The 13,138-nt window shown below is 42.1% G+C and carries 15 protein-coding genes; 1 reads left to right on the top strand and 14 read right to left on the bottom strand.

The window, feature by feature from the left end; all coding sequences use genetic code 11:
* Positions 1-51: 51 nt before the first annotated feature.
* The 7 genes from ACY3ZI_RS18040 to ACY3ZI_RS18070 all read right to left on the bottom strand — a co-directional run bounded on the left by ACY3ZI_RS18040 (position 52) and on the right by ACY3ZI_RS18070 (position 8,333).
* Positions 52-1,011, bottom strand: a complete 960-nt coding sequence (locus ACY3ZI_RS18040; protein ID WP_487375621.1) for an Rpn family recombination-promoting nuclease/putative transposase — start codon at positions 1,009-1,011, stop codon at positions 52-54.
* 207 nt (positions 1,012-1,218) lie between these two features.
* Entirely contained in the window at positions 1,219-1,962 is a 744-nt protein-coding gene (gene ugpQ, locus ACY3ZI_RS18045) for a glycerophosphodiester phosphodiesterase (protein WP_487375622.1), read from the bottom strand.
* On the bottom strand, positions 1,959-3,029 hold the full coding sequence (locus ACY3ZI_RS18050; protein ID WP_487375623.1) for a sn-glycerol-3-phosphate import ATP-binding protein UgpC: 1,071 nt from the start codon (positions 3,027-3,029) through the stop codon (positions 1,959-1,961). Before ACY3ZI_RS18050 ends, ugpQ begins: the two co-directional genes overlap by 4 nt.
* 2 nt (positions 3,030-3,031) lie before the next feature.
* A complete protein-coding gene (gene ugpE, locus ACY3ZI_RS18055; protein ID WP_211886996.1) occupies positions 3,032-3,877 on the bottom strand; it encodes a sn-glycerol-3-phosphate ABC transporter permease UgpE in 846 nt (281 codons plus the stop codon).
* A complete protein-coding gene (gene ugpA, locus ACY3ZI_RS18060; protein WP_036949569.1) occupies positions 3,874-4,761 on the bottom strand; it encodes a sn-glycerol-3-phosphate ABC transporter permease UgpA in 888 nt (295 codons plus the stop codon). Before ugpA ends, ugpE begins: the two co-directional genes overlap by 4 nt.
* Before the next feature lie 69 nt (positions 4,762-4,830).
* Positions 4,831-6,144: a sn-glycerol-3-phosphate ABC transporter substrate-binding protein UgpB gene (gene ugpB / locus ACY3ZI_RS18065; RefSeq protein WP_211886995.1), complete on the bottom strand. Its 1,314-nt coding sequence runs from the start codon at positions 6,142-6,144 to the stop codon at positions 4,831-4,833.
* Between the two features lie 617 nt (positions 6,145-6,761).
* The gene (locus ACY3ZI_RS18070) at positions 6,762-8,333 is read right to left on the bottom strand and encodes an AbgT family transporter (RefSeq protein ID WP_487375624.1); all 1,572 of its coding nucleotides are present in this window, start codon (positions 8,331-8,333) and stop codon (positions 6,762-6,764) included.
* A 457-nt stretch (positions 8,334-8,790) separates the two neighbouring features.
* Between ACY3ZI_RS18070 and ACY3ZI_RS18075 the strand changes: the two genes are divergently transcribed.
* Positions 8,791-9,159, top strand: a complete 369-nt coding sequence (locus ACY3ZI_RS18075; protein ID WP_036949565.1) for a DnaJ family domain-containing protein — start codon at positions 8,791-8,793, stop codon at positions 9,157-9,159.
* Positions 9,160-9,166: 7 nt separating this feature from the next.
* Here the strand turns inward: ACY3ZI_RS18075 and ACY3ZI_RS18080 are convergent, their stop codons facing one another.
* From ACY3ZI_RS18080 to ACY3ZI_RS18110, 7 genes are all read right to left on the bottom strand, one after another.
* The gene (locus tag ACY3ZI_RS18080) at positions 9,167-9,868 is read right to left on the bottom strand and encodes a helix-turn-helix transcriptional regulator (RefSeq protein ID WP_211886991.1); all 702 of its coding nucleotides are present in this window, start codon (positions 9,866-9,868) and stop codon (positions 9,167-9,169) included.
* Between the two features lie 220 nt (positions 9,869-10,088).
* On the bottom strand, positions 10,089-10,424 hold the full coding sequence (locus tag ACY3ZI_RS18085) for a tRNA-binding protein (protein WP_036949256.1): 336 nt from the start codon (positions 10,422-10,424) through the stop codon (positions 10,089-10,091).
* Positions 10,425-10,586: 162 nt separating this feature from the next.
* On the bottom strand, positions 10,587-10,913 hold the full coding sequence (locus tag ACY3ZI_RS18090; RefSeq protein ID WP_036949254.1) for a DMT family transporter: 327 nt from the start codon (positions 10,911-10,913) through the stop codon (positions 10,587-10,589).
* 18 nt (positions 10,914-10,931) lie between these two features.
* The gene (locus ACY3ZI_RS18095; protein ID WP_036949253.1) at positions 10,932-11,345 is read right to left on the bottom strand and encodes a DMT family transporter; all 414 of its coding nucleotides are present in this window, start codon (positions 11,343-11,345) and stop codon (positions 10,932-10,934) included.
* A gap of 52 nt (positions 11,346-11,397) precedes the next feature.
* On the bottom strand, positions 11,398-12,081 hold the full coding sequence (locus tag ACY3ZI_RS18100) for a hypothetical protein (RefSeq protein ID WP_487375625.1): 684 nt from the start codon (positions 12,079-12,081) through the stop codon (positions 11,398-11,400).
* 22 nt (positions 12,082-12,103) lie between these two features.
* Complete coding sequence (locus tag ACY3ZI_RS18105; protein ID WP_211886987.1) at positions 12,104-12,748, bottom strand: phosphate propanoyltransferase; 645 nt, start codon at positions 12,746-12,748, stop codon at positions 12,104-12,106.
* The gene (locus tag ACY3ZI_RS18110) at positions 12,745-13,137 is read right to left on the bottom strand and encodes a BMC domain-containing protein (RefSeq protein ID WP_211886986.1); all 393 of its coding nucleotides are present in this window, start codon (positions 13,135-13,137) and stop codon (positions 12,745-12,747) included. The genes ACY3ZI_RS18105 and ACY3ZI_RS18110 overlap by 4 nt, the downstream gene beginning before the upstream one ends.
* Position 13,138 lies beyond the last annotated feature (1 nt).

Here is a 13,138-nt window from a genome sequence, read left to right on the forward strand (position 1 = left end):
TTTATGTTGATTCCTACCTTCATTTTTTCGATAAATACCACTTTATATTAATTAACGCATTGCTTGGATTTCAGAGTGGGATAAGCCTGTAATTTGGCTAATGATATCAATATCTAAGCCTAGCCTTAAACTGGTCAACACTTGGGTGTAAGTGCGTTGTTTGGCCTTCTCCTGCTCTTCTTGTCGAGCTTCTTCTCTTCCTTTGACTAACCCTCTTTTTACTCCTCTCTTTAATCCTTTTTTTAACCCCTCATTTCTTAAGCGATCAGCAATGGTCATAACCGTCTCCTGATATCCTTCGGTTTTTTCTATTAATGTTTTGACTATCTTCTTGTATGTCGGCGTATCCATCACACTAAACAGATAGTTGATGATTAAAATAACGTCGTCACGGTGGTTTTCGTTCTCATGGATCACCTGCGATAAGCGCTTTGACAGCACCATAAGGTCATCTTTCAGGGATGAGTGTTTGAGAACTAACTCCAACGCGGCAACTTTTCGGTGATTCACAAGTTCATCATCACTTACCACAGTTACATCCACTAACGGCAGTGGATTACAATACAAATCATGCGCTAAATCAGACCACTCAAAGCAATCCGTCCATGATTGGGAGTAAGGATAAGGGGATTGATTTCCATGATAAAACAAGATGGGAACCACCAACGGCAAGGTTTGGTGACCTTGCTGCAAATGCTGATTCATCGCGCAGAATGCATAATGCATCAACCGCCAGCCCATTAGCTTATCGGGGGAGGATTGGTGCTCAACCAAAAAGTAAAAATACCCCTTACCCCTGAGTGTTTGAACGGAATAGAGCATGTCAGAGAAACGAGAGCGCAAGGTTTTATCCACAAATGAAGCGCTGGCTAACTTCAAGGTATCAAAATTGCAGAGGTGCTTAATGCGATTAGGAAGATGGACTTCAAAAAAATCCCGCGCATTATCCACTTTGCTCATAAAGCCTTTAAAGGTTGAATCATGAGGAGCTACAATTGATTGGGTCACCATCTCGGTCTCGTCTTGGTTCATAAGATGACGAGATACTAACCAATATTTTCGGTGGCGTGAGAAAAAGTTAGTCCTAATTAACGAGAATTACTTGACAATCTAACTCATTGCTTTTAATGAAATTATTTACTTATTCCAGCCATAAAAAAACACCCCAATCGGCGTATTGCACATTGAGGTGTGATTCAAAATAAACGAATTTTTAATTTATTCTGCGGGGAAATTTGGGCCGATTAAATCAATACGATCAGTACAAATGGCATTAACGCCCCACGCTAATAATAATTTAGCGCGTTCAGGGTCATTCACCGTATACACCAGAATATATAAGCCCGCTTGCTTCAATAGCTCGACCCGAGCTTTATCCAATAAGAGATGATCTAAATGGATAGAGACACAGCCTAAGCGAGTTGTCAGTTCACGCCAATCCTTTCGCCACTCCTCCAATAATAAACCGCGTGGCAATTCAGGTGCTGCGGCTTGAGCAGCTTCAAGGGACTCAATGGAAAATGAAGAGAGTAACGGTGCAGTTTGTCCTTCCCATAATTGTCGAGCCGCTAATGCCACCACGGTTCCTGTTTCTCTCTCCAAGCCGGTGGTTGGCTTAATTTCAATATTCGCCATCATGCGATGTTGTTGGCAACGCTCAGCCACTTGCGATAATAGCGGCAAATGCTCGTTAGCAAATTCTTGGCTATACCAGCTTCCAGCATCAATATTGACTAACTGGCTCCAGTCAAAATTCCCTGCTACCCCATGCCCATTACTCGTGCGCTCAAGGGTATCATCATGCAGAAGGAAGATTTGACCATCGCGGGATAATTTAGCATCAAACTCAATCATGGTATGACCATATTTCGCCCCAACATCGATAGCTGCGAGCGTATTTTCAGGGGCTAATTTACCGCCACCGCGATGGGCGACAATTTTAGGATAAGGCCAAAGATTCATAAACGGTGTCCATATTGAGTATCAAAAAAATGCTGATGGGCTTCAGGAAGATGAAGCCATAACGTGGAGCCAATCTGAGGGCGATGCTCGTGCCCAAGACGCACAATCACTTTTTGCCCTGCCCACTGACCATGCACTAAATTATCAGCGCCTAACATTTCAAGGGTCTCGACGACCAGCCGGATCCCCCCTGACGATTCAGAGCCTAACTGTAAATGTTCCGGTCGGATGCCTAACGTTAGCGCATGCCCTACCCACTGTAAATACGTTCTACCCAACGGTAATTGCATTCCGCCATCGAGTTCAAAGCGAGAACCGTCCGAACTCAGTTTCCCTTCCAGCAAGTTCATGGCAGGGGAACCAATAAAACTCGCCACAAAACGGCTGGCAGGACGCTCGTACACTTCAACTGGGGAGCCAATCTGTTCCGCAACGCCTTTATTCATCACCATCACTCGCTGCGCCAAGGTCATCGCTTCCACCTGATCGTGTGTCACATACAAGCTGGTGGTTTTTAAACGACGATGCAGCTGTTGCAGTTCAAGGCGCATCTGTACCCGCAACTTTGCATCGAGGTTAGAAAGCGGTTCATCAAATAAGAATACGGCGGGGTCACGCACAATGGCACGCCCCATAGCCACGCGCTGACGTTGACCACCGGAAAGCTCTCTCGGTTGACGCTTTAATAATCCATCAAGCTCTAAAATCCGTGCGGCATCCGCCACTTTTTGGCGAATGATCTCTTTTCCTAGCCCACGAATTTTTAGCCCCCATGCCATATTCTCTTCAACGCTCATATGAGGATAAAGCGCGTAATTTTGGAATACCATCGCAATGCCACGCTCTTTGGGTTCTAGATGCGTGACTCGCTTTCGGTCAATCCAAATATCCCCGCTCGTCACTTGCTCTAACCCTGCCACCATACGTAATAGCGTGGATTTACCACACCCAGAAGGCCCTACCATCACGATAAATTCGCCATCTGCCACATCCACTGTCAGCGGCTTGATCACTTGATTTTTTCCGTCCCAACTTTTAGTGACGGCTTGAAGTTTTAATTCTGCCATGCTTATTTCTCACTATCGACCAAGCCACGCACAAACGCCCTCTGCATAGCTAATACCACAAGAACGGGTGGAATCAGCGTGAGCAACATTGCCGCCATCACTTGATTCCATTGAGTCGTACCTTCACCCGATGCGATCATGCCTTTGATCCCCGCAACTGCGGTTCCTAAGCTGGGATCTGCAACGATCAAGATTGGCCACAAATATTGGTTCCAACCATAAATAAACGTGATCACAAACAACGCGGCTAAGTTTGTTTTGGACAACGGCAACACAATGTCGATGAAAAACCGCATTGGTGAAGCACCATCAATACGCGCTGCCTCTATCAATTCATCCGGCAACGTCATAAAAAATTGGCGAAATAAAAAAGTCGCCGTCGCGGAAGCCATCAACGGCAAAGTTAGCCCGGCGTAACTATCCACCATGTTTAAGTTAGAAATCACCTCTACTGTGGGGAAAATTCGCACTTCGACAGGCAACATTAATGTGATGAAAATCATCCAAAAAAATAGGCTACGGCACGGAAAACGGAACCAAACGATGGCAAATGCCGATAATATCGAAATCGTAATTTTTCCAATTGCTATCACCAACGCCATAATGGTGCTGTTCACCAACATCAACCAAAATGGGGCGCTATTCGCTGCCACGCCGTTATTCCAAATATGCAGAATGTTCTCCCATAAATGAGAGCCTGGTATTAGGGTAATGGGGGTATCGAAGACCGCTTTATCATCGAGTGTCGCGGCAACAAAGGCCACATACAGCGGGAATAAAATCACTAAAATCCCAATTACCAGCATGGAATGACTGAATACGCTCAGTCCACGATTTTTCTCAATCATTGGTAGCGAACCTTACGCTCGATAAAACGGAATTGAATCACCGTTAGGACGATCACCAAGCCCATCAAAATCACGGATTGTGCTGCGGATGAAGAGAGGTCGAGCCCTGAAAATCCTTCACGGTAAATCTTATAAATCAGTGTCGTCGTCGCTTGTACTGGCCCGCCACCTGTTGCCGCATCAATCACAGGGAAAGTATCAAAGAAGGCATACACCAAATTCACCACCAATAAAAAGAAACTCACAGGGGTGATTAATGGTAAGGATATTTTAAAGAAACGGCGGATAGGTCCCGCACCGTCGATAGCCGCCGCTTCCATCAAAGAGCGTGGAATAGATTGCAAGGCAGCGAAGAAAAACAAAAAGTTATAACTGATTTGCTTCCAAACTGAGGCTAAAACTACTAAAAACATCGCCTGACCGCTATTTTGCGCATGGTTCCAGTCATAGCCAATGGATTCCAAACCATAGGTTATCAATCCTCTGCCGGGACTAAACAAAAACATCCATAAAACCGCCGCAACAGCAGGTGCAACGGCGTAGGGTAGTAGCATTAATGTTTGGTAAAAACGGCTTCCTCTTACCACATAGTCAACCAAAGCCGCGAAAAACAGCGAGACGACAAGCCCACTTCCTGCTACCCAGCCACTAAAAATCATCGTGGTATAGAAAGAGTCTACATAGTAGCTATCGCTAAAGAGTTGAGTGAAGTTTTCTAACCCCACAAACTCACTGGATAATCCAAAAGGATCAATACTTTGTAATGAATACCAAAGCGCTTGTCCGGCTGGCAAAATAAAGAAAATCACCGTAATGATGAGCTGTGGTAATACTAGCGCATAAGGCAACCAGCGGGAGCGAAATACGGGACGAGATGATGACATAAGCAACCCAATAAATCAGATGTGATGCAGCGCCCCTCTTAATTCCATCAAGAGGGGCGAAAGAACTCATTACTGAGTGGATTTTTCGAAACGGCGCAGTAATTGGTTACCACGCTCAACAGAAGTATCGAGGGCTTGTTGTGGCGTCTTTTTGCCTGACCACACGGATTCCAGCTCTTCGTCCACGATGGTACGAATTTGTGGCATATTACCTAAGCGTAATCCTTTGGTATAAGGTAACGGCGCTTTGTTTAACATTTGGCGAGTCGCAATATCCGCCCCCGGATTTTTGTCATAAAAGCCGGATTTTTGGGTTAACTCATACGCTGCCGTTGTAATCGGTAAATATCCTGTATTTTGATGCCATTTTGCGGCATTTTCAGGCTCAGCTAAGAATTTCATAAATTCCGCAACACCTTTATAGGTTTCAGGATCTTTACCGCCCATCACCCACAAGCTTGCACCACCAATGATGGCATTTTGTGGTGCCGTTGGAATTTGTGCATCGTAAGGCATCATGCCAACACCAAAATCAAACTTAGCGTGCTTGCGAATATTCGCCAGAGAACCGGAGGAGCCAGTAATAATGGCACAATCCCCGTTATAGAATTTCTCAGTTGGCTCGTCTTTACGCCCTAAATAGCTGAAGGTGCCTTTTTTATTCATATCTTGCAGCTGCTCGATATGCCTAACGTGATCTGGGGTGTTAAACTCCAGTACTGCATCAGTGCCGTCAAAACCATTATTCTTCGATGCGACAGGCAACCCGTTCCATGCACTGAAGTTTTCAATTTGTATCCAGCCCTGCCAACCACTGGCGTAGCCGCACTTCATTCCTGATTCACGTAGCTTTTCAGTATATTGGGCAAGATCTTGCCATGTTTTTGGTGGGGTATCTGGATTTAAACCGGCTTTTTTGAAGGCTTCTTTATTGTAATAAAGCACCGGAGTGGAGCTATTGAAAGGCTGGGATAGCAGATGCCCCGTTTTCGCATCACTGTAATAACCCGAAACGGTAGGCACAAACTGAGATTCATCAAAATCAATCCCAGCTTCTTGGAAAACTTCGTAGACAGGTTTGATGGCTTTGGATGACATCATCGTCGCAGTACCAACTTCATAAACCTGCAGTATCGCAGGTGCATTGCCAGAACGAAATGCCGCAATCCCCGCAGCGAGGCTTTGCTCGTAATTCCCTTTATAAGTGGAAACTACGTTGTAATCTGGGTGAGTTTCATTAAAGCGAGTGACAAGGTCATTCACTTCTTCACCAAGCTGACCTTCCATTGAATGCCAGAATGGGATTGTGGTGACTGCCATTCCTTGACTGCTAAAAGCCAAGCCTAACATCATTGCTAAAGCGGACTGTTTGATCGATGCCATGCCAATTCTCTCTTTTATATGACTGAAGTTTATCCGCAGAGATTTACACCAAAATGTGCGAATTCACGCAGTTTATGTTCGAGAGAGAATTTATCACCGAGAAATGACAGAAATATCGCCAACACATGACAGATTAATGACGGCCATATCTCTAGCAAATGACGCTTACATGACAATCGGCGTGTTTTATTTTCACGGTATATCGGAAAAAAACACTCAATTTAAATAAAAAAATTTTGATTATTGAAAAATGATTAAATAACAAAAAATAGGAAACATAAATAAAAAAGTAAAGAAAGATGCCAGAAATAATTTTGCGGAAACTGTCATTCTATACATATTATTCACCTTATTTTTATTAAAAATAACAAATAAAAAGAAAACTGAAAACAAGTCTATTATTGACATAGCCATAAAAGCAAACTGACCATCTAAATTAACTTTAGGATAATATTAATAGAACAACAAATATTTAATGCTATAAATCCAACAAACTAACAATAGCCCATAAAATAAGCTATCTTATGATTATCACTTTATAGCCAATTTAAGATTAAAATTCAAAAATAATAAAGGGCAAATAAAAATCCATTTGCCCTTATAAATTAATTATTAGATTAACTTCCAGGAGTAAAATAAATTGGTGATCCAGGTCCTACCGGTAGTCCCAAAATAAATACCCAAATAATAAAGAACAGAGACCAACCAATAAAGAAAATAATCGAGTATGGCAACATCATTGAAACCAGAGTACCAATCCCTGCATCTTTCTTATACTTGACGACAATGGCCATAATTAAGCCAAAATAGCTCATCATTGGCGTAATAATATTGGTCACTGAATCACCAATACGATAAGCCGCTTGGATAGTTTCAGGGGAATAGCCTGCCAACATTAACATTGGTACAAATATCGGTGCTGTCACAGCCCATTGAGCCGAAGCAGAGCCGATCATCAAGTTAATAAAGGCACAAATCAGAATAAAGCCAACAAATAATATTCCACCATGTAGGTCGATACTATTTAAGAAATTAGCACCTTTGACCGCAATCACTTGACCAATGTTGGTCCAGCCAAAGAATGCAACGAACTGTGCCGCAAAGAAAATGATGACTAAATAGAGACCCAAAGTGCTCATTGCGCTTGCCATCGCATCAACCACATCTTTGTCGCTACGCATGGTTTTTGCAATATAGCCGTAAACAATCCCTGGAACTGCAAAGAAAATAAAGATAAACACCACGATTGCTTTTAAGAAAGGTGAATTACTCACTAACCCAGTTTCTTGGTTACGTAAAATTCCACTTTCCGGCACCACCATTAAGGCTAATATTGCCGCTAATCCCCAAAAAGTCACCGATGCCCAGAACAGCGCTTTTTTCTCAAGTGGCGTCACTTCGGCTGAGGCGCGGAGTTTATCTTCATCTTCATCGACACCACCGCCCTGATAAGGACCTAACTGCGGCTCAACAATTTTCTCTGTGATGAAATAACCCAAGATAGTGATCAAGAAAGTACTGGCAAACATAAAGTACCAGTTTGCTTCTGCCCCGACGATATAGGTAGGGTCAATAATTCGAGCGGCTTGCTGAGTGATCCCTGACAGTAACGGATCCACTGTTCCTAATAGTAAGTTCGCTGAATATCCACCGGATACCCCTGCAAATGCAGCAGCAAGCCCAGCTAATGGATGGCGACCTAATGAATGGAAAATGATCGCAGCCAGTGGTATCAATACCACATACCCGAGTTCTGCCGCTGTATTAGACATAATCCCAGCAAAAACAATCGCAACGGTGGTTAATTTACGAGGTGCTTTGATAACAATCAGACGCATTGCCGCTGATAATAAACCGGCACGTTCTGCGATCCCTACCCCTAAAAGGGCAACTAATACCGTGCCAAGAGGCGCAAATCCAGTAAAGTTGGTGACCACATTAGACAGAATTTTACGAATACCTTCAGCATCTAACAGGCTAACAATATGAATGATTCCGTCTTCAGCACGACCTTTCGCACCCTCGGGGCGAGGATCTGGTACGCTAATGCCAAAATACTGACCAACGGCGGAAGAGACTAATAAAATCCCAATTAAGATAATGAATAGAATAACAGGATGTGGCAGAGCATTTCCCAGCCACTCAACCGTTCGTAAAAAACGGCTACCCTCTTGCCTTTTTTGTTCCATGAATTCTCCTTATAAACAAGAGAAATGAACATTACACAATGTTTTTCTCTTCACCTAATTACAAGTATATAAATTCAAACCAACAAATTTGATACAAATCGAATACATTAACCAACAATAAACGTACGGATAGTAAAAATAGAATATTTACTTTGTTAAATTTTATTTATGTTAAAAATTAAAACCATAAAAATTAAATATCATAAAAATACAAAAATGTGGTCAAGCTAACATTTTAATAATATTAACAAACCATTTCTTATTATTTTCAACCAAATAGATATCAAATTTCGTCGGTTTTATTCCATTTAATTCGATTAATACCTATTTTTACAGTTACAATAAATTTGAGTTAGATAAAACAAAGTAAAATACCAATTAGCCTGATTAATGTACGTTTTTAATCTAGATTAATCAGCGCTATAATCGAAGCCTATTCACTACAGGGCGAGCCATAATGTCTGTCATTGATCTTTGGGCAGAGCGTCATATTCAAGACGCTTTAAATAAAGGGGAGTTATCCAATCTCAATGGTGAAGGGAAACCTTTGCAGCTTGATGATGACAGCCAAGTTCCTGAAGAATTAAGGGCGAGTTATCGTATTCTTAAAAATTCTGGGTATCTGCCGCCTGAACTACAACAGAAAAAAGAAGCGTTGAATTTATGCCATATGCTGCAGCAACTCTCTGCTGATGACCCCAATTATGTTGCCATCAGCAAGCAATTGGCGTTACTCGAGCTAAAACTCAAGCAAGCAAATATCAATACCGACTTTTTATATGGCGAATACGCCGTGACAATTTCAGAACACTTAGAGTCTAAATAGCGAAAAATTAGCGTTTGGGTAGGGATTGTAGGCGATATTCCTGAGGGGTTTTACCGTAAAACTTACGAAATGCTTGGCTAAAAGCAGAGTGAGAATCATACCCCACCAAAGTGGCAATATGCTCGATGGTTTGGTGAGTCAATAATAGACTTCCTGCGGCTTCCATCCGTTTTTGCAATAAAAATTGCATGACGGTGATCCCCATTTCAGCCTTCACCTTACGTTGTAAGGTACTGACTGACATATAAAATGCACAGGCAATATCTTCGCAGCTTATCGGTAAATGCAGACGTAACTCTACCCAATGAACCAGCTCATCAACCCAACGGTTTTCTGGTTTTAACTGGGCTAATAATAGGCGAGCAACGGCAAAGTTTTGTTCCGGCGCTTGAGGAAAACGTTGTAGCCAATTTAATAACCCCACCGCCGCTGGCGTCAGCGTGAAATGCGTCATTTTTTCATTTACTGACCATTGCGCCGTTGCAGGCATTTCCAATACATAATTTTGATTCCCATCTTGCCCACTGAAAGCATGGCTAACACTCGGCGGGATCACGACACCCTGACCTGCATTTAGCAGCCAGTGTTGGCGATGCATATTGATTTCCATCGCCCCTGATAACGCAAATACCACCTGCCATTGCCCATCATGTTGATGAGAAATAACCTCTTGAGAATATTGGCGATAGTGCAATTCAGGTAATAACAAGGCAAGCTCCTACTGGGTGGCATACAGTAGGAGTATACGGTTTTAATCAAAAAAATGCAGCCTGACAGCTTAGGTTGATGACAAAGAGGGATAAAAACGTGGTTTTCCCTCTTTGTGTTATCAGGCGAAAATCAATGAATTGATTTTCCTCGTTAATTTTACAACCCAAACGAGCCATTTCCAAACCTGATGGGTTTGTCTATGGTCTGCGCCTTACGGCTTAAGCTAGGCGAGAACCATTCGGCACAGGTAGATTAAATTCAGCTAATACAATTGCACCTGTTTCATCGGGAGCACCTGTAATTAACACTTCAGATTTTATGCCAGCAATACGTTTAACTTCAAAATTACACACACATAAAACCTGTTTGCCAATTAAACTTTCAGGGGTGTAATGCACGGTAATTTGTGCGCTTGAGCACTTTACTCCCAATTCCCCTAAATCCACTTCCATCACATAAGCGGGCTTTTTCGCTTTACTGTTCACTTCTGCACGAATAATCGTACCAACACGCATTTCCACTTTCGTAAAGTCGTCCCACTCAATAATTTGCATATCTTTATTCCTAAATTAAACGATGGTAATGGCTTAAATTAGCATAGGATAGATAGAGGCTCTTAGCGTCAAACATTCATTTTATGTTGTGAAACCGTCATTGATTATCACCTGATAATGGCAGGCAATAATCAATGGGTACAAGAGAGATAAAACGTGAGATTACATATTTGAAAAAGTATTCATAATGATGCCGCCGGAGATAATTAATCCCATCGCGAAAACTGCGGGTACATCCGGTTTTTGTTTATATAAAATCATCGAAACTAACGTCACACCGACAATACCAAACCCACACCATAAAGAATACGCAACCCCAACAGGGATATACCCCATTGCACGTGTTAACGCGAAATAGCACAGACAATAAGCCACAATCACTAAAATTGATGGACCTAATTTACTAAAGCTATTGGTTTTTTTGATCATCGATGTACCCGTGATTTCTGAACCAATTGATAATGCCAACCATAAAAATCCAGTAAACATAATATTTCTCTCTTCTTATTAATGAGCAACTTTGTTGGTTGAAGACAGTGACGCATCCGAATTTTCAGCCGGTTCCGCCTCATCCGAGCCCATTTTAGAAAACAGGTTCATAATCACGATCCCAGAGGCAATAACCCCCATCCCAATCATTGCCGCCATATCTGGGTGCTGCCCATAAAACAGCATACCTAAAGTTGAAACCATCAAAATACCGGTACCCGACCAAGTCGCATACGCTAGCCCAACCGGAATATATTTCACTGCACGAGAAAGAGAGTAGTAACAGATAACATAAAGAATCACTATCAGACCTAATAATAATGATTTAGTTGTTCCTTCACTATTATCGAACATTTTCAATGTGGATGTTGCAGAGGTTTCAGAAATAATAACCGCTAGCATCCAAAGCCATGATTTTGCTTTAGAGGACATAGATAATACTCCTACATAGATAGACGTTTAAAATATTAAATTGAAATAAAATTTATTTTTTTAGAGACTTTAAATAATCCATTGCCGAATCTGTTAATTTATTTTTATTTAGGGAATATTCCTTTGGGTCATTCATTACTTCTCTCAAAGTAATATAGCGATTCTGGTTTATTTTATTTTCACTCGATATCTCATCATTTTTAATGAGCATTTTATTTTCAATATTATTAAATGTATCGAATTGAATACCTAATGAGATAGCCTTATTTATATTCTCTTTAATAAGGCGGTTATAATGTTCATTTTTATTCAAACCTAATATTTGGTTCAAATCACTGTCAGGGCAGCAATGATATTTCAATGCCATAATAGGAATATTTCGAGAAAGTGTTTGGATGATAATTTCGCTCTCTTCGCTGATTGCCAACCCATTCACAACCTCATTCAGTACCTTAGTTCCTATAAAAGGGAGAAAAACCCCATGAAACTCTGCGAGCTTTTCCATATTAAAGGTATGAATATCAAAACATTGCCCAATTTCTTTCCATTGATTGATCGTCGATTGCGTTAGCATCTCCTTGGTGGCATAGAAAGAAAAAGACATTGAAGGTAACTGCAACAAACGCTGATAAACCGCCTGTTGATAGTCTTGGCTTGGGAACAATAACACCAATACTCGCCGTTTCAGCTGTTGCAGTACCTGTAACACTATCTGCTCAATCATTTTTTCGTTCATATTGCCACCGCTCGTTTAGTCCTTAGCTGACAACAAATACGCTGTCACTGTTGCGTAACCCTGCCGCATTTGCTTCATCTGTATCAATATGAAATTCCAGAGAAAACCTTGCATCCACTCGAACAACCACCTCATCAAATACGAGGCTACGTTCCCCTTCAGTGCGAACACACACTCGCTGTCCATTGGCGACATTTAGCGACCTTGCATCCATTAAATTCATGTGAATATGGCGCTGAGCACAAATGACTTGTTCACACAGATTAACGTGCCCGGCAGGACCGATTAACAGCGCACTCCCCGATTGGTTTAAATCTCCAGATTCACGTACTGGCGCTTTAATACCTAATGCAAAACAATCTGCTTTCGAGACTTCCAACTGAGTCGTTGGTCGTGTTGGTCCTAACACTCGCACTTTACTGATCGACCCTTTAGGTCCAACCACCATCACACACTCTTTTGCCGCAAATTGACCTGGTTGCTTCAAATCTTTAAATGGCGTCAGTTGATAACCTTCACCAAAAAGCGCGGTAACATCTTCTTGCGAAAGATGGACATGACGGTTTGAAACACCCACAGGGATAGCAATGGGACTATCAATCATTGAGGCTGGGTTTGACATAGCTAAGCGAGACAGAATTTTTCCCATCAGCTGCTGGTTTATCATGATTTTTTCCCTTTACGCACGTCAGCTTTTGGCTCCACAGCGGCAGTCTCGACAGTCATCGTCACAGGCGCCTCAACGACCGGTTTTTCAACACTGTTCTCTTCTTCGCTCGCTTTATTCTTAGCGGATAACAGCTGGGTGATCACTCGCTCTTCTGGGCGAGCAATGACTAATGTGCCTTTTAATAGGTCTTGATGACTGATAACCGATGCACCATGATCAACGGAGGTTCTTACTGCACTAATTTCCCCCTGAAAACAGACAGAAACTAAACCAGAACCGATTTTACGGTAGCCAATAATCTCGACACTCGCCGCTTTGCATGCAGCATCCGCAGCTTGTATTGCTGATGTCAGCCCGTAAGTCTCAATGACGCCTAAACTTTTCATT

It is taken from the genome of Providencia sp. LY12 (assembly GCF_057621555.1).

Coding starts and splice junctions, on each gene's coding strand:
- ugpQ (WP_487375622.1), bottom strand. CDS start 1,962: ATGAATCTTTGGCCTTATCCTAAAATTGTCGCCCATCGCGGTGGCGGT.
- ACY3ZI_RS18110 (WP_211886986.1), bottom strand. CDS start 13,137: ATGAAAAGTTTAGGCGTCATTGAGACTTACGGGCTGACATCAGCAATA.
- ACY3ZI_RS18040 (WP_487375621.1), bottom strand. CDS start 1,011: ATGGTGACCCAATCAATTGTAGCTCCTCATGATTCAACCTTTAAAGGC.
- ACY3ZI_RS18100 (WP_487375625.1), bottom strand. CDS start 12,081: ATGAACGAAAAAATGATTGAGCAGATAGTGTTACAGGTACTGCAACAG.
- ACY3ZI_RS18070 (WP_487375624.1), bottom strand. CDS start 8,333: ATGGAACAAAAAAGGCAAGAGGGTAGCCGTTTTTTACGAACGGTTGAG.
- ugpA (WP_036949569.1), bottom strand. CDS start 4,761: ATGTCATCATCTCGTCCCGTATTTCGCTCCCGCTGGTTGCCTTATGCG.
- ACY3ZI_RS18105 (WP_211886987.1), bottom strand. CDS start 12,748: ATGATAAACCAGCAGCTGATGGGAAAAATTCTGTCTCGCTTAGCTATG.
- ACY3ZI_RS18050 (WP_487375623.1), bottom strand. CDS start 3,029: ATGGCAGAATTAAAACTTCAAGCCGTCACTAAAAGTTGGGACGGAAAA.
- ACY3ZI_RS18075 (WP_036949565.1), top strand. CDS start 8,791: ATGTCTGTCATTGATCTTTGGGCAGAGCGTCATATTCAAGACGCTTTA.
- ACY3ZI_RS18085 (WP_036949256.1), bottom strand. CDS start 10,424: ATGCAAATTATTGAGTGGGACGACTTTACGAAAGTGGAAATGCGTGTT.
- ACY3ZI_RS18095 (WP_036949253.1), bottom strand. CDS start 11,345: ATGTCCTCTAAAGCAAAATCATGGCTTTGGATGCTAGCGGTTATTATT.
- ACY3ZI_RS18090 (WP_036949254.1), bottom strand. CDS start 10,913: ATGTTTACTGGATTTTTATGGTTGGCATTATCAATTGGTTCAGAAATC.
- ugpE (WP_211886996.1), bottom strand. CDS start 3,877: ATGATTGAGAAAAATCGTGGACTGAGCGTATTCAGTCATTCCATGCTG.
- ugpB (WP_211886995.1), bottom strand. CDS start 6,144: ATGGCATCGATCAAACAGTCCGCTTTAGCAATGATGTTAGGCTTGGCT.